Here is a 15,837-nt window from a genome sequence, read left to right on the forward strand (position 1 = left end):
ACCGTCATACAACGGGTGCCCGGGCCCGTTTGCGCGGAGGCTTTACGCCCGGGCTCGCGTTCGTACGGCCTGCGGCGCCCGCCCCGAGGCCGGTGAGGACGACGAACGACCGGCCGATTCGGGATCAGGGCAGGTCAGCGGGGTCAGAGCGGGCGGTGGCACGCCGCCCGGCGGCACATTCCCCGGCGGGGCGGCGTTCGCCCGGTATCGCTCCCGGCCGCGGCACCGGGTCTCCCCCGCAACCGCGACCGTAACCCCCTCGGGACATCCGGGCAGGTCAAAGGATGCGGCAATTGAGATTACCGGTGAGTAGAAATTTCCGGGCCAACTGGAACCGGCGCATTATCGGAAGCGTCTAGACGATATCTAGACGGGAGATGGCATATTTGATGCTCTGCCGGAACGGGCCCGACGGCGTGCCCGACGGCCGGCGAACACGGGGACGACATCGCGAAGCCGCAGTTTTGGGGGAACCGCCGAGGTGCAGTGGCGACGAGCGCAGTGGCGACTCATCGTGTGTACCGGGCGCGGGAGCGCCTTTTCACCCGATCGCGATGACCCACAGAATGCATCTACGCCGTTACCAGGTGGAGTTCAGACGTATGGATAGCGCGAACGAGCGTAAAACGTCCGACCACTCACCCTGCCGCCTGCGGATGCTCGGGCCCCTGGCCGCATGGCGCGACGGGCGGAGCGTCGACCTCGGACCCCCTCTGCAGCGCGCGGCCCTGTGCGTGCTCGCCGCGCAGATGGGACAGGTCGTGACCAAGGAGGCGCTGATCAGCCGGCTCTGGGGGGAACGCCCGCCCAACACCGCCGAGCAGAGCGTTTACACCTATGTCGCCGGGCTGCGGCGGGTCCTGGAGCCGAAGGGAGGCCGGCGGGGTTCCTACTCGGTCCTGCTGTCCCGGTCGGGCGGCTACGTCCTGGCCCGCGGGCCGGTCGAGGTGGACGTCGACGACTTCGAGCGCCATCTGGCCGAGGCCCGCCGACTGGACGGCGACGGCGACCCGCGCGGCTGCCTCCGCGCGCTCGACGCCGCCATCGGATGCTGGTCCGGCCCAGCCCTGTGCGGCGTCCCCGGTCCGTTCGCGGAGGCGGAGCGCGCCCGTCTGGAGGAGTTGCGCCTGGCGGCGCGGGAGGACCGCGCCGACGCGCTGCTCCGCCTGGGACTTCATCAGGAGGCGGCGACGGCCCTGACCGAACTGGTCGGCGAGGCTCCCCTGCGGGAGCGCACCTGTGACCTGCTCATGCTCGCGCTCTACCGCTGCGGCAGGCAGGCCGACGCCCTGAACGCGTACATAGACGTCAAGCGGCTCCTGGCCGAACGGCTCGGGGTGGACCCCGGCGAGACCCTGCGGGAGCGGTACGAGCTGATCCTGCGGGCTGATCCCTCGCTCAGCCGGGTGAACGACGGTGCGGCCACCACCGATGCCGGGTCCTCGCGGCCCCCGCGCCAGTTGCCGCGAGCGGTGAGCGGTTTCGTCGGCCGGGCCGAGGAGGTGGTCCGCCTGCGATCGCTGCTCGTCCCCTGGGACGGCGCGGCCCCGCAGGCGGTGGTCGCCATCACCGGCGCCCCGGGAGCGGGAAAGTCCGCCCTGGCCGTCCACGCGGCCCACGCCGCCGTCCACGCGTTCCCGGACGGCCAGCTCTATGTGAATCTCCTGGGGGCGACTCCGGGTGTGGAGCGTCTGAAGCCGATCGACGTGCTCGGCAGGCTCCTGCGCGCCCTGGGACTGCCCGGCGAGGCCGTGCCGTCCGATGCGGACGAGGCCGCCGCGATGCTGCGCGACCGGCTGGAGGGCCGCAGGACCCTCATCCTGCTCGACGACGCGGCGGGGCCCGAGCAGGTCCGCGCCCTCCTGGGCCTGCCGACCGGCACCAGCGTGCTGATCACGAGCCGGGAGTCGTTCGCGGTGACCGACGACTGCGTCCAGCTCGTCCTCGGCAGCATGCTGCGGTCGGAGGCCGTCACCGTACTCGCGAAGCTCGTGGGGGCCGAGCGGATCTCGGCCGACCCGGCGGCGGCGGGCCGCCTGGCCGACCTGTGCGGCGGGCTGCCGCTGGCCCTGCGCCTGGCCGCCGCACGGCTCGTGGACCGGCCGCAGTGGACGGCCACGGAGCTGGTCGACCGGCTGGAGGACCGGCGGCGGACGCTGCACGAGCTGGAGGCGGGCCAGACAGCCGTGCGTTCCAGCCTCGAACTCAGCTATGAGAGCCTCGCCCGCGGCAAGGCCGTCCTCGACCGGCTGGCGGCCCGGGTCCTGTGTCATCTCGGCCTTCTCCACGTGGCGGATGTGACGGCGCACGTCGTGGCCGCCCTCGTGGACGAGCCCGCCGACGCCGCGGAGCGCGCGCTCGACCGTCTCGTACGCGCGCATCTGCTGGAGGCCGCGGGCACCGGCCGGTTCCGCATGCACGACCTCGTACGGCTGTACACGATCGAGCTGGCGGACACCCGCCTCGCGCCCGAGGCCCGTGGAGACGCCCTCATGCGAGCGCTCGGGTTCTACGGCCCGACGGCGCGGCAGGCCAGCACCATGCTGGACCCTAACCGCGTGCAGCTCCCCTGGCCCGACGTGCCGCAGCGCCCTGTCGCGCTCGGCTCTCCCGCCGAGGCGAGGAACTGGCTGGAGGAGGAGCTGGCGAACGTCGTCGCCGCAGCGTCGCAGGCGCTGGTGAGCGAGGACGACGACATCGCGCGTATGGGGGCCTACGTCGGGTTCTCCCTGTACTGGCAGCTCTCGAGAGGCGCGCACCGCCGCGAGCACCTCCACCTCAGCAGGCAGGCGCTGGCCGTGGGCGAGCGGACCGGCGACCCGGAGATCATGTCCCTGGCGCACGGTCAGCTCTCCTCCGCCCTGCTCCACTACGGCCGGGCCTCGGAGGCCATGCCGCACCAGCGGGCCGAGTTGGAGCTCAGACGCGTGCTGGAGGACCGGTTCGGCGAGATGCGCGCGCTGGGCAACATGGCTTTCATCCACCTGAGGCTCGATCAGTACGCGGAGGCGCGCGAGTGCACCGAGGCGCAGCGGGTGATCGCCAGGGAGATCGGCTCCGCCGTCGGTGAGCGTCACTCGCTACTGGTCGGGGGAGAGGCCTGCCACGGGCTGGGCGAGGTGGCCGAGGCGCTGAGCCTGCTGAGTGAGGGGCTCGCGCTCGCCCACGCCGCGGAAGATCGCTACCACGAGGCCGTGGGTCTGGAAATACTCTCCCGGCTGTACCTGGATTGCGGTGACCCGCTCAACGCGAAGTCCAGTCTGGAGCGCGGCTTGCGATGCGCGCTCGAGATCGGCCACCGGGTCCATGAGTGCCGGTCCCTCACCCTGCTCGCCAGAGCACACCGCCTCCTCGGCGAGCCGGAGCAGGCCCTGGCCTGCGCCCGGAGGGCGCAGGCGATCGCACAGTCCTCCAGGGACGAGGAACTCCGCCGCGAGGCGGAGGCCGAACTGGGGGCCGTCCGTACGGCCTTCCCCGGCTCGGAATCCGCCCAGTCCCGGGCGGCGCACCTCACCTTGAGCCGCTGAACGTCACACGACGGAAGGAGGGACTCCCGACGATGGCGAGCGACCCATCCGGTGTACGGCAGGCCGGTCTCCGGCTCCGGGTCCTCGGGCCGGTGACCGCCTGGGTGGAGGATCGGCAGGTGGACTCGGGGCCGCCGCTGCAGCGGGCCGCCCTGTGCGTGCTCGCCGCCAGGGCGGGCCGGGTCGTCCCGAAGGAACGGCTGATCGGCGACCTGTGGGGCGGCGCCGCCCCGAAGACGGCCGAGCAGAGCGTCTACACCTACATCGCCGGGCTGCGGCGGGTGCTCGAACCGGACCGGGGCCGGCGCGGGCCGTTCACGCTGCTGACCCAGTCGGCGAGGGGCTACAGCCTGGCACGGGACGCGTGCCGCACCGACGCCGAGGACTTCGAGCAGCGCCTCGCGCAGGCACGCCGCCGTCAGGCCGACGACGACCTGCCCGCCCGGCTGCGCGAGCTGGAGACGGCACTGGGGCTGTGGGCGGGCGCCGCCCTCGGCGGCCTGCCGGGCCCGTTCTGCGAGACCGAACGGACCCGGCTCGAAGGTCTGCGTCTTACGGCGCGGGAGGACCACGCCGACGCGCTGCTGCGGCTGGGCCGGCCGCAGGAGGCCCTGGAGACGCTGACCGGGCTGATCGTGGAGGACCCGCTGCGGGAGCGCGCCAGGGAACTGCTGATGCTCGCCCTCTACCGCTGCGGACGGCAGGCCGAGGCGCTCGAGGTCTTCCGCGACGCCCGGCTGCTGCTCACCGAGCGCCTCGGCGTCGATCCCGGCGAGTCCCTGCGGCGGACGCACGAGCTCATCCTGCGCGCGGATCCCTCTCTCGGCGCGGCGCCGTTCCCCACGGCGGTCGTCTCCGCCGGGGAGGACCGCCGGCCGCGTCAGCTTCCGCGCGACCCGCAGATCTTCGTGGGGCGGGTGGAGGTGCTGGTGCGCCTGCGCGCGCTGCTCGCCCCCTGGGACGGAAGCGCCCCGCAGGCGGTGGTGGCGGTCACCGGCACGGCGGGAGCGGGGAAGTCGACCCTCGCCGTACGCGCCGCCCACACGGTGAGCGATCACTATCCGGACGGCCAGATGTACGTGAACCTGCTCGGTGCGACGCCGGGAGTCGGGCGGCTGAACCCCCTCGACCTGTTCGGCAGGCTGCTGCGGGGCCTCGGGGTGCATCCGGAGGCGGTCCCGTCCGATCCGGACGAGGCCGCGACCATGCTCAGGGACCGCCTGACGGGCCGGCGTGTGCTGATCCTGCTGGACGACGCCGCCAGCCCGGAACAGATCCGTCCTCTGCTGGGGCTGCCCGCCGGGAACGCCCTGCTCGTCACGAGCCGCGAGTCGTTCGCCGTCGTGGACGACTGCGCCGCGGTCCCGCTCGGCACGATGCCGCACGCCGAGGCGGTGACCATGCTCGCCAAGCTGGCCGGCGCCGAGCGCGTCGCCGCCGACCCCGCCGCCGCCACCGAACTGGTGGCCCTGTGCGGCGGGCTTCCCCTCGCCCTGCGCCTGGCGGCGGCCCGCCTGGTGGAGAACCGGAACGCCCGTCTCGGCGATCTCAACACCCGGCTCCGCGGCGAGGGGCGGGTGCTGCACGAGCTGGAATCGGGGGACGTCGCCGTCCGCGCGAGCCTCCAGCTCAGCTTCGACCATCTGGCGGGCAGCCCGCACGAACTCGACCGGGCGGCGGCCGCGGCCCTGTGCCGTCTGGGCGTCCTGCGCACGCCGGACGCCACGCCCGAGGTCGTGGCGGCCCTGCTCGACGTGCCGCGGGACGCGGCGGACAGAGCGGTCGCCCGCCTCGTCCGCGCCCATCTGGCCGAACCCGGCGACCATGGCCGGTTCCGCCTGCACGACCTGGTGCGGCTGTTCGCCATGGAACTGGCGCGGCGGCACCTGAACGAGCGGGACCGCGACGAGGCCCTCGACCGCGTCCTCGGCCTGTACGGCCGGAGCGTACGGCTCGTCATGAGGCTGCTCGATCCGCACCGGGTGCATCCTCCGCACGACTTCGCCGACTGCGAGCCGTTCACGCTGACGGAGGCCGGGGACGCGTCCGCGTGGCTGCAGCGAGAACGTGCGAACGTCAACGCCCTGGCGGCCCAGGCGATGGCCTCGCCGGTCCCCTCCCTGGCGCGCTCCGGCGCCCACCTCGGCTTCTCGTGTCAATGGCCCTACACCTTCATCGGACACCACAACGACATCGTGACCCTCAGCCGTCAGGCGCTCGACGTGGGCGAGCGTCTCAAGGACCAGGAGATCTCGGCCCTCGCGCACGGATACGTCGCCACGGGGCTGGGCTCGGCGGGACGCTACGAGGAGGCACTCGTCCACCAGCGCGCCGAGGTGGACCTTCGCCGCACGGCCGGGGACTCGTTCGTGCGTATGAGGGCCCTGGGCAACCTCTCCGTGATGCTCAACTCGATGCATCAATACGAAGAAGCCCTGGCGTCGGCGCGGGAGCAGCTCCGGATCGCGAGGAAGATCGGGACGGCGGTGGGCGAACGGCATGCCCTCACGGGCATCGGCACGGCGCAGCTCGGTCTCGGCCGCGTCGCGGAGGCCAGGGTGACGTGGCGCGAGCTCGGGCGGCTCGCGAGGCAGGCAGGGGACGACCTGCACACGGGAGAGGCGCTGCTCGGCATGGCGGAGGTGCACGAGAAGCAGAACGACCCCTGGTCCGCGGCGATCGTCTACCGGAAGGCCCTCGCCCTGAGCCGGGAGAGGCACCATCGCGGCATGGAGCTGAGGTGCCTGGGCCACCTGGGGCGCGCCGAACGGCTCAAAGGCGCCTTCGAGCAGGCGCGCGCGCACCTGTCGGAGACCCTGGCCGTCGCGGAGAAGTACGGCGCGGGATTCTGGGTGGGCTTCGCGCGCGAGGAGCTGGCCCTGCTCGACGGCGTGCGCGCCGCCGGAGACGGCTGACCGGCGCGGAGGGCTGACCGGCGCTAGCCGGCGCGGAGGGCGAGGAAGAGGTCGACGCGGTCGGCCATCGACGACAGGTCCTTGCCGGTCAGTTCCTCGACCCGCCTGATCCGGTAGCGCACCGTGTTGACGTGCACGTGCAGCCGTTCGGCGCAGGCGTTCCACGATCCCGTGCAGTCGAGGAACGCGCCGAGCGTGCGCACCAGCTCGGCGCCGTGCCGCCGGTCGTAGTCGAACAGCGGCCCGAGCAGCCGTCCGGCGAACGAGGATCGCACGTCGCCGGGCACTGTCGCCAGCAGCAGCGCGTGCGTGTAGATCTCGTCGCTGGTGACCACTCCCCCGCCGCGCGCCTCGGCCATCCGCCGGGCGTGGCCCGCCTCCTCCACCCCGCCCCGGATGGCCTGCGGGCCGGTCAGCGCGCCGCTCAGCCCGGCCGACACCGTGATCGCGGGCAGCCCGCCGGCGAGCACCGCCGTACGGGCGCGCAGCCGCGCCGCGAGCGCGTCGCGGTCGCCCCATTGGGTGCCGCCGCGCAGGGGGACCAGCGCGACCGACGCGTCGGCGCCCGCGGCGGCCACCACCTCGCGGTCCAGCAGCTCCTCCACCACCTGACCGCCCAGCAGGGCGGGGTCGGGGCCCTCCGTCGCCCCGCGCCTGCTCGCCGTGGCGGCGACCACCGCGTACGGCTCGGCCGGGTCGATGCCGCAGGTCCGCAGCCGGGCCGACAGCTCCGCGAGGTCGCCGCCCGCGCAGGCCAGGGCGATGAGCTGATCGGCCAGCCGCCGTTCCACCCGGCGGCCCTCCTCCGCCCGCGTCCGCTCCATCGCGACGCACGCCGCCAGCTCGTAGCCGATCTCCACGTCGACCTCGCCCCGGCAGACGAGGGCCCAGCCGGCGGCCCGGTGCGAGCGGCCCACGGCGAACAGCGTGAACGGCCCGCCGCGGTCCACGACGACCGGCAGGCGGACGGCGGCGAGATAGTCGCGGGCCAGCCGTACGGCCTGCTCCTCGGGCAGGGCGCCCGCGACGACCGCGCCGCAGGCGGACACGACCGCGGCCGTGACGCCGAGCTCGGCCTCGACCAGGGCGAACAGCTCGCCGAGCCCGGCCCCTTCGGCCACCGCCGCGACGATCCTGCGGTGCCGCCCGAGCGCGCCGCGCAGGTCGCCCGCCTGGGCGGCGGCGACGCGCCTGCCGACGAGTTCGGTGACGGCTCCGAACGACACCTCGACGGGCACTTCGAGCAGCGGCAGCCCGCGCGCCCGGCACGCCTCCACCAGGTCGTCCGGGACCGTGCCGAGCCGCGCGTCGCCCGCGCCGAGCGCGGCCACGCCCGCCTCGGCCAGCGCGTCCACGAACCGGGCGGAGTCGGCGGGCGACTGGCGCCACATCAGGCCGGTCAGCACCAGTTCGCCGCCCGACAGGTACCGCCGGGGATCGGGCAGATCGGTGATGAGCACGCCCTCGATCTCACGGTCCAGCCACTCATCGCCCGTGAGCAGGGTGAGCCGCAGTTCCGGGACGGCGAGCAGATCATGCAATAGCACGACAGACAGCGTATTTGGAGATATCTACAAGCATCGACTACGCCCGCCCCCGGGTTTCATGGCCGCGCCGATAGGCCCCGCCCCCGCCCGGTTGCTGTACTACGACGGTGGAGCGGCGGATGGCGACTGAGACGGCGACTGAGACGGCGGCTGAGACGGCGACTGAGACGGCGGCTGAGACGGCGACCGGAACGGGGCGGCGTTCGGGCCTCGGCGAGAGCGTGCCGCGCCCCGACGGCACGCTGAAGGTGACCGGGGAGTTCGCGTACTCCTCCGACCTGTGGCTTGAGGGCATGCTCTGGGGCGCCACACTGCGCAGCCCGCACCCGTCCGCGTGGATCCGCTCGATCGACGTCGGCCCCGCGCTCGCGATGCCCGGCGTGTTCGCCGTGCTGACCCACGAGGACGTGCCCGGCGAGAAGTTCTACGGGCTGGAGCTCCGCGACCAGCCGGTGCTCGCCGTCGACCAGGTCCGCTACCAGGGCGAACCCGTGGCGATCGTGGCCGCCGACCATCCGGAGACCGCGCGCCGTGCGGCCGCCGCGATCGTCGTGCGGTACGAGGAGCGCGAGGCGGTGACCGACCCCCGCCGGGCCGCCTTCGACCCCTCCTGCCCCGCCGTCCACCCCGGAGGCAACCTCGTACGGCACCAGCCGGTGAGGGTGGGCGGGACCTTCGCGGCCGAGGTGGTCGTCACCGGCGAGTACGAGGTCGGCATGCAGGACCAGGCGTTCCTCGGGCCCGAGTCGGGCCTGGCCGTGCCCGCGGAGGACGGCGGGGTGGACCTGTTCGTCGCGACCCAGTGGCTGCACGTCGACCAGGGCCAGGTGGCGCCGTGCCTGGGCCTGCCGAAGGAGAAGGTGCGGCTGGCGCTCGCCGGGGTCGGCGGCGCGTTCGGCGCCAGGGAGGACCTGTCCATGCAGGTCCACGCCTCGATGCTGGCGCTGCGGACGGGCCGCCCGGTGAAGATGGTGTACGGCCGCGAGGAGTCGTTCTTCGGCCACGTCCACCGGCATCCGGCGCGGATGCGCTACGAGCACGGCGCCACGGCCGACGGGCGGCTCGTCTACGTCAAGGCGGAGATCCTGCTCGACGGCGGGGCCTACTGCTCGTCCACCCCCGCCGTGGTGGGCAACGCCGCCTCGCTCGGAGTCGGTCCTTACGAGGTAGGCAACGTCTGGATCGACGCGTACGGCGTCTACACGAACAACCCGCCCTGCGGCGCGATGCGCGGGTTCGGGGCGGTCCAGGCGTGCTACGCGTACGAGTCGCAGATGGACCGGCTCGCGGCGGCCTGCGGGCTGTCGCCGGTCGAGATCCGCATGCGCAACGCGGTGTCGCAGGGGTCGCGCCTGGCCACCGGGCAGGTGATCGACAGCCCCGCGCCGCTCGCGGACATGCTCGCGGAGCTGGCCACGATGCCACTGCCGGCCGGGCCCTCCGCCGGGGGCGGGCCCGACCTGCGTCTCCTGCCGGGCGGCGTCGCGCAGACCACGCACGGCGAGGGCGTGCGGCGCGGCGTGGGCTACGGCGTCGGCATCAAGAACATCTGCTTCTCCGAGGGCTTCGACGACTACTCGACGGCCCGGGTGCGGGTCGAGCTGGCCGGAGACGAGCCGCACGTGCTCGTGCACACCGCCGCCGCCGAGGTGGGTCAGGGGCTCGTCACCGTCCAGGCCCAGATCGCGCGTACGGAGCTCGGGATCGCCAGGGTCACGGTCGCCCCGGCGGACACCGCGGTCGGCTCGGCCGGGTCCTCCTCCGCCTCCCGCCAGTCGTACGTCACCGGCGGGGCGGTCAAGACGGCCTGCGAGGCGGTGCGGGCCCGCCTCGACGCGCTGCGGGCGGCGCATCCGGAGCTGTCGCTGGAGGAGGGGCTCAAGCGGTTCGGGCCGGTCGAGGAGACGCGGGAGTACCGCCACCGGCCCACGTTCCCCATGGACCCCGTCACCGGACAGGGGAACTCCCACACGCAACTCGCGTTGTGCGTGCACCGGGCCGTGGTCGACGTGGACGTCGAACTCGGCCTGGTCAAGGTCGTCGAGCTGGCCGCCGTGCAGGACGTCGGGAAGATCCTCAATCCCCTGGCGCTGGACGGGCAGATCCACGGCGGCTCCGCGCAGGGCCTGGGCCTGGCGCTGATGGAGGAGATCCAGGTCAGGGACGGCCGGGTGCTCAACCCCTCGTTCACCGACTACCTGATCCCCACCATCCTCGACATGCCGCCGATGCGGCTGTCGGTCCTGGAGAACGCCGACCCCCACGCGCCGTACGGCCTGCGGGGCGCGGGCGAGCCGCCCACGCTGTCGTCGACCCCCGCGGTGGCCGCGGCGGTCAGGGCCGCGACCGGGCTGGATCTCCCCCGCGTCCCGATCCGGCCCGAGGACATCGCGCTCACGCCCGCGCCCGCCTGAGCGCCGCCGTCGTACGCGGCGCGGCTCACGGGTCAGTCGGCGATGTAGCCGATGGAGGTCACCTCGTAGCCGCGGCTCTTCGAACCCCGCACGTGCATGAACATGGCGCCGCCATCGTAGGAGTAGGCGCAGTTGTAGCCCTTGGGCTCGGAGCTGCAGCCCTGGAAGTAGTACTTCACGCCCTTCGGGTCGTACTTCGTCCGGAACAGCGTCTTGACCGCCGTGGTCGTGGCGACCTCCAGGCCCCGGTTGCGGTCGCCCCTGCGCCAGGCGTCGAACAGGTATCCGGCGGCGGCGGACGGCTTCACGAGATGGCGGGACTCGTACACCTTCGTGACCTTGGCGCCCGACACGATCATCAGGATGCCGCCGAGCCCGCCCGGCACGCGCACGCTGGTGTGGACGAACCGGCAGGCGTTGCCCGAGCAGCCGGCGAACTCGTCCGGGGCCCGGAAGGGGTAGGAGAAGAGCGTGGAGACCGCGCCTGCCGTGGCGGCCCCGGAGGCCGCGTGGCGGTCCGCGCGCAGCCAGGCGCCGAACAGCTTCTTGGCGACGGCCGCCGGTGCGGGCGTGCCGTGAGCGGACGTCCGGGCGGGGGCCTGCGCGGCGTGCGCGAGGGCCGGGGCGGCCTGGAACAGGGAAGCGGGGACCAGGGAGGCGGGGACCAGGAACGCGGCGGTCGCGGCCGTGGCGGCCGCGCCTCGCAACCATCGTGCTGACACGTGCCGTACGTTACAGGGATCTACTTGCACCCGGATTGACCTCGGCTTGCACCCACCGCCGCCGCCCGATGCGCTCACTTACCCTCGGCCCTCGCCGGTCCGCCCGAGGCCGGGGACCGCTGGGCGGCCAGGCCGCGGCGGGCGACGGTCAGGCACCGGTCAGCAGCGTCACCCCGGACAGCACGCCGCTGACCAGGGGAACCCACTCCACGGCGGAGGTGGCGGTCACGGCGAGACGCACCGGCCGGGTGGTGCAGGGCCGGGATGGCCGGGGCCGGGGCGCGCCCCGGCCCCGGCCTGCCGATCAGGGCCGGGGGCGCCGGCCCGGGCCGTGATGCGCGCTCACCCGAACCCCTCAAGGGTGGGCTGCGTGCCTCCCGGCTGTCCCACGCCTCCCGGCTGTGTCCCGCCCTGCTGCGTCCCGCCCTGCTGCGTCCCGCCACCCGGTTGCGTTCCGCCCTGCTGGGTCCCATCCGGCTGTGTGCCGCCACCCTGCTGGGTGCCGTCGGGAACCGTCCCGCCCGGCTGCGTGCCATCGGTCTGGGTGCCGCCCGGCTGCGTCCCGTCGGTCTGGGTGCCACCGGGCTGGCCGGCGTCGGGAGCGGAGGGCGAGGCGGCCGGGTTCGGCTGGCCCGCGGGGGCCGACCCGGTCAGCAGCGCCATGATCGCGTCGGCCTGGGCCTTGTCGAAGCCCGCGATGCCGAGGCTGTCCTGGGTGATCTCCTGGGCCACCCGCGGGGCGGCCACCACCTTCTCCCCCACCACGATCGCGAGCTGCTGCTTGACCGTCTCGCGGGTGAGCGCGGCGATCTGCTCCTGGCTGGAGGGGGACAGCACGAGCCTGATCGAGTAGGTGCCGTCGTTGTCCGACACCTCCTCGATCTTCTGCACGGTCGTGACCGTGACCCCCGGGTCGAGTTGGTAGCAGGAGGTGCCCTTGTCGTCCGGGATCGCGTCCGTTCCGGTGCAGGGGGCCGGCCCCACCCCGGTGACCGGAGCGAAGTGCACGGGCGTCAGCAGGGTGCGTACGGGCGTCTGCTTCAGCGGCGGGGCGTCCGGATTGCGGGTCATCACCACGGCGACGGCGCCGAGGACGCCGGACATGACGACCACCAGCACGAGGGCCACGATGAGGGCGATCGTCGTCCCCCTGGCCGCTCGCGGCTCCGTGGGGCCGGCGGGGGCGGGCGGCCCGTCACCGGGCCCTGCGGCCCCGCCCGCGGGCGCGCCATCGGGCATGACCGGCATCCCGGGCGGAGCGGGCTCTAGCGGCTCAGCGGGCGGGACGGGAGCACCGGCGGCGCCCCCGGGTCCAGCCGGCACCCCAAGGGGGTCACCCGGCCCACCTGGCACCCCGAGCGGGTCGCCCGGCCCACCGGGTCCACCTGGCACGCCGAGGGGGTCGACGAGCCCGGCGAGCCCATCGCGCTCACCCGGCACACCGGTCGGCCCCGCGAGGGGATCGCCGAGCGGGTCCACAAGCCCGCCCGGCGGCGGCTCGTTGCGCACACCCAGCGAGTCGTCGAACCCGCCGAGCCCACCATGCTCGCTTCGCACCCCACCCGGCCCACCGAGTGGATCAGCGAGGGGGTCGCCAAGCCCCCCGCCCTCACCGGGCACGCCGACAGGCCCGCCCAACGGGTCATCACCGTCTCCGCCGGGGTACGTGTCACCCGGCCCGCCTGCGGCGGGCAGGACGGCCGTCTCTCCCGTGGCACCGGACGCGCCGGACGTGTCGCCGAACCAGCCGCCCCACCCACCGGACGCATCGGCGGGCACGCCGCCGCGGTCCTCGGGGGCGACCGGCTTCGGCATGGGCGCCGTCTCGGCTCCCGATGTCAGGCCGCCGGACCGCGGGCCGGGCTCCTCGTCTCCCGGCACGGGCGCGTTGTGCATTCCCACCTCGATCCCTTACACCGCTCGCAGAGCCTACCGAGGTCTGCCAACTGCGGGTAACCGGCCGGCCATGGAACGCTCAACACGCTCTTTAATTGACAATTTGTCATGAATATCCGCCAAATGGTTGCCCGTTGCCCGATGTCCACACAGACGTTGGGAGCAGACAGTGAAGACATGAAGGTGGGAGTTCCCCGAGAGATCAAGACACACGAGTACCGGGTCGCGCTCACACCCGCGGGGGTCAACGAGTTCGTACGCAAGGGTCATCGGGTCCTCGTCGAGAAGGACGCGGGGCTGGGGTCCGCGATCCCGGACGAGGACTTCGCCGCGGCGGGCGCCGTCATCCTCGGCACGGCGGACGAGGTGTGGGGCGAGAGCGACCTGATCCTGAAGGTCAAGGAACCGGTGCCGGACGAGTATCACCGCATGCGCAAGGGCCAGGTGCTGTTCACCTATCTCCATCTGGCCGCCTCGGAGTCCTGCACCCGGGCCATGCTGGAGTCGGGCGTGACCGGCATCGCGTACGAGACCGTGCAGAAACCCGACCGCACGCTGCCGCTGCTCGCGCCCATGTCCGAGGTGGCCGGACGGCTGGCGCCGCAGGTGGGCGCCTACCATCTCATGCGCCAGGGCGGCGGGCGCGGGGTGCTGATGAGCGGCGTCCCCGGCACCTACCCGGCCAAGGTCGCGGTGATCGGCGCGGGAGTGTCGGGCATGAACGCCGCCGCGGTCGCCGTGGGCATGCGGGCCCAGGTGCTGCTGCTCGACCGCGACGTCGACCGGTTGCGCCACGCCGACCTCGTCTTCCGGGGAGGCTGCCAGACCGTGGCGTCCAACGCGTACGAGATCGAGCGGGCGGTGGTGGACGCGGACATGGTGATCGGCGCGGTGCTCGTGCCGGGCGCCAAGGCGCCGACCCTGGTGAGCAACGACCTCGTCTCGCGGATGAAGCCGGGGTCGGTGCTGGTGGACATCTCCATCGACCAGGGCGGCTGTTTCGAGGACTCACGGCCGACCACGCACGCCGACCCGGTCTACCGCGTGCACGGCTCGGTGTTCTACTGCGTGGCCAACATGCCCGGGGCGGTGCCGCACACCTCGACGTACGCGCTGACCAACGTCACGCTGCCGTACGCGCTGGCGATCGCCGACCTGGGCTGGCGCGAGGCGCTGACCGCCGACCCCGCGCTCGCCCTCGGTCTGAGCACCCACGAGGGCCGCCTCACGAGCCGCCCGGTGGCCGAGGCCCACGGGCTGGAGGCCGTGCCCGTGGACCGCGTGCTGGTTCCCTGAGCCGGGCGCCGGTCAGGAGGACGGCGACGCGCTCGGCATCGGCTCCTGCGTGGTGTCCTGCTGGGCTGGCGGGAGCGGCTGCTCGTCGGTGGTGCCGATGCCGCCCGAGCAGGAGGCGCCGTACTCGGGGGTGGTGGTCGGGTTCTGCTTGTACTTCTTCACGAACTCGGGCAGGCGGGGGTCGGCCGAGGAGTCCAGCGCGATCTGGTGGTTCCAGGAGCTGGCGACGATCTTGGACGGCAGGCCCGGGTAGGGGCTCAGCAGCATGTAGTCGGCGGAGGCGATGCTCTTGAGCTTGTCCACCTCGGCCTTGGGCAGGTCGGGCTGGTAAGTGATCCACACCGCGCCGTGCTCCAGCGAGTGGACGCCGTGCTCGTTGTGGATGGGCTTGTCGTAGATGCCGCAGTTCTGCCAGTAGAAGTTGTGCTGGCCGCCGACGGGCGGGGTCTCCTTGTAGGACACCTTGTCCCAGGAGTGGTCGGAGCCCTTGTAGTTGTAGGTCTTGACGGCGCCGAGCGACTTGGCCGAGCGGTCGTTGACCACGTAGACGGCGACGAGGGCGACCAGGACGACGATCACGAGGCCGCCTATCCCCCACATGAGAAGCGCGGCGCGCCGCTCCTTGCGCTTCTGCTCGGCGCGCATGCGGGCGAGGTGCTCACGCCTCGCCTGCGACTTCTCCTTGGTCATCGCTCCTCCATCCGCTGATCACTAACACCCCCGCTGAGTATGGAGAATAGTGGCTAAAGGTATTGCTTCGGGCAGAGCGACGGGTGTGGCGAGTAGCCTGTGGGCGGTGAGCACTGACATCGACGCCCCGGTGGAGACCGCTCCCCCGGCCCGGCGCCGCCTCCCCGTCCTCGGGCTGGTCGTCGTCCTCCTCGCGGCGGCGACGCTCGTGCTGTTCTTCACCAGGCAGGGAACACCCGGAGACGCCTCCCCCGAGGCCGGGTTCGCCAGGGACATGGGGGTCCATCACGCGCAGGCGGTGGAGATGTCCTTCATCCTCAGGGACAAGACCTCAGACGAGCCGCTGCGCAGCCTGGCGTACGACATCATCACGACGCAGAGCACCCAGCGTGGAATTTTCATGGGCTGGCTGCAGCAGTGGGGCCTCGACCAGAGCTCCGGCCGTCCGGCGATGGCCTGGATGGCCGGGCACGGGCACGGCGGGGCGGCCACGACCGCCGCGACGCCCGGCACGATGCCGGGCACGATGCCGGGCATGGCGACGGAGGAGGAGATGAACCGGCTCCGCCAGGTCACCGGCAGGGACGCCGAGATCCTCTTCCTCCAGCTCATGATCCGCCATCACCAGGGCGGCGTGGACATGGCCGAGGGCCTGCTCAAGCTGTCGGACCGCGACGAGGTGCGCGCTCTGGCCCAGCACATCGTGGACGGCCAGAACGCCGAGATCCGCACGATGACGGACCTGCTGGCCAGGCGGGGAGCTCAGCCGCTCCCCGCGCCGTAGCCCCTTCCGCCGTAGATATCTTCACCCAATGGTCGGAAGTGAGCAG

Annotated in this window: 9 protein-coding genes; 5 read left to right on the plus strand and 4 right to left on the minus strand. The window is 73.1% G+C overall.

Annotated elements, in window-relative coordinates; genetic code table 11:
- The first annotated feature begins 602 nt into the window (after positions 1 to 602).
- Positions 603 to 3,527: a BTAD domain-containing putative transcriptional regulator gene (locus ACQEVJ_RS31800; protein WP_433107450.1), complete on the plus strand. Its 2,925-nt coding sequence runs from the start codon at positions 603 to 605 to the stop codon at positions 3,525 to 3,527.
- 32 nt (positions 3,528 to 3,559) lie between these two features.
- Positions 3,560 to 6,442 (plus strand): BTAD domain-containing putative transcriptional regulator, encoded by a 2,883-nt coding sequence (locus ACQEVJ_RS31805; RefSeq protein ID WP_433107452.1) that lies wholly within the window; start codon positions 3,560 to 3,562, stop codon positions 6,440 to 6,442.
- A 23-nt stretch (positions 6,443 to 6,465) separates the two neighbouring features.
- Here the strand turns inward: ACQEVJ_RS31805 and ACQEVJ_RS31810 are convergent, their stop codons facing one another.
- Entirely contained in the window at positions 6,466 to 7,989 is a 1,524-nt protein-coding gene (locus tag ACQEVJ_RS31810) for a PucR family transcriptional regulator (protein WP_433107454.1), read from the minus strand.
- 119 nt (positions 7,990 to 8,108) lie between these two features.
- On the opposite strand from ACQEVJ_RS31810, the gene ACQEVJ_RS31815 reads away from it, so the two are divergent.
- The gene (locus tag ACQEVJ_RS31815; protein WP_433107456.1) at positions 8,109 to 10,403 is read left to right on the plus strand and encodes a molybdopterin cofactor-binding domain-containing protein; all 2,295 of its coding nucleotides are present in this window, start codon (positions 8,109 to 8,111) and stop codon (positions 10,401 to 10,403) included.
- Between the two features lie 32 nt (positions 10,404 to 10,435).
- Here ACQEVJ_RS31815 and ACQEVJ_RS31820 read toward each other — a convergent pair whose 3' ends face one another.
- Together ACQEVJ_RS31820 and ACQEVJ_RS31825 are read right to left on the minus strand one after the other, a co-directional pair.
- On the minus strand, positions 10,436 to 11,125 hold the full coding sequence (locus ACQEVJ_RS31820) for a hypothetical protein (RefSeq protein ID WP_433107458.1): 690 nt from the start codon (positions 11,123 to 11,125) through the stop codon (positions 10,436 to 10,438).
- A 342-nt stretch (positions 11,126 to 11,467) separates the two neighbouring features.
- Positions 11,468 to 13,021 (minus strand): SecDF P1 head subdomain-containing protein, encoded by a 1,554-nt coding sequence (locus ACQEVJ_RS31825; RefSeq protein ID WP_433113086.1) that lies wholly within the window; start codon positions 13,019 to 13,021, stop codon positions 11,468 to 11,470.
- Positions 13,022 to 13,198: 177 nt separating this feature from the next.
- Here ACQEVJ_RS31825 and ald point away from each other — a divergent pair, with 177 nt between their 5' ends.
- A complete protein-coding gene (gene ald, locus ACQEVJ_RS31830) occupies positions 13,199 to 14,317 on the plus strand; it encodes an alanine dehydrogenase (RefSeq protein WP_433107460.1) in 1,119 nt (372 codons plus the stop codon).
- Between the two features lie 12 nt (positions 14,318 to 14,329).
- On the opposite strand, the gene ACQEVJ_RS31835 is transcribed toward ald, so the two are convergent.
- Complete coding sequence (locus ACQEVJ_RS31835; protein WP_433107462.1) at positions 14,330 to 15,007, minus strand: DUF3105 domain-containing protein; 678 nt, start codon at positions 15,005 to 15,007, stop codon at positions 14,330 to 14,332.
- Positions 15,008 to 15,113: 106 nt separating this feature from the next.
- Between ACQEVJ_RS31835 and ACQEVJ_RS31840 the strand changes: the two genes are divergently transcribed.
- Positions 15,114 to 15,791 carry a DUF305 domain-containing protein gene (locus ACQEVJ_RS31840; RefSeq protein WP_433107464.1) on the plus strand — a complete coding sequence of 226 codons (678 nt, stop codon included), beginning with the start codon at positions 15,114 to 15,116 and terminating at the stop codon, positions 15,789 to 15,791.
- Positions 15,792 to 15,837 lie beyond the last annotated feature (46 nt).

Origin of the sequence: Microbispora sp. CA-102843 (assembly GCF_050936215.1) — a bacterium.
In the GTDB taxonomy this organism is placed as follows: Bacteria; Actinomycetota; Actinomycetes; order Streptosporangiales; family Streptosporangiaceae; genus Microbispora.

Bases quoted from the DNA above. Each gene is read 5' to 3' on its own strand.
- ACQEVJ_RS31800 (WP_433107450.1), top strand. From the start codon at position 603: ATGGATAGCGCGAACGAGCGTAAAACGTCCGACCACTCACCCTGCCGC.
- ACQEVJ_RS31805 (WP_433107452.1), top strand. From the start codon at position 3,560: ATGGCGAGCGACCCATCCGGTGTACGGCAGGCCGGTCTCCGGCTCCGG.
- ACQEVJ_RS31815 (WP_433107456.1), top strand. From the start codon at position 8,109: ATGGCGACTGAGACGGCGACTGAGACGGCGGCTGAGACGGCGACTGAG.
- ACQEVJ_RS31825 (WP_433113086.1), bottom strand. From the start codon at position 13,021: ATGCACAACGCGCCCGTGCCGGGAGACGAGGAGCCCGGCCCGCGGTCC.
- ald (WP_433107460.1), top strand. From the start codon at position 13,199: ATGAAGGTGGGAGTTCCCCGAGAGATCAAGACACACGAGTACCGGGTC.
- ACQEVJ_RS31835 (WP_433107462.1), bottom strand. From the start codon at position 15,007: ATGACCAAGGAGAAGTCGCAGGCGAGGCGTGAGCACCTCGCCCGCATG.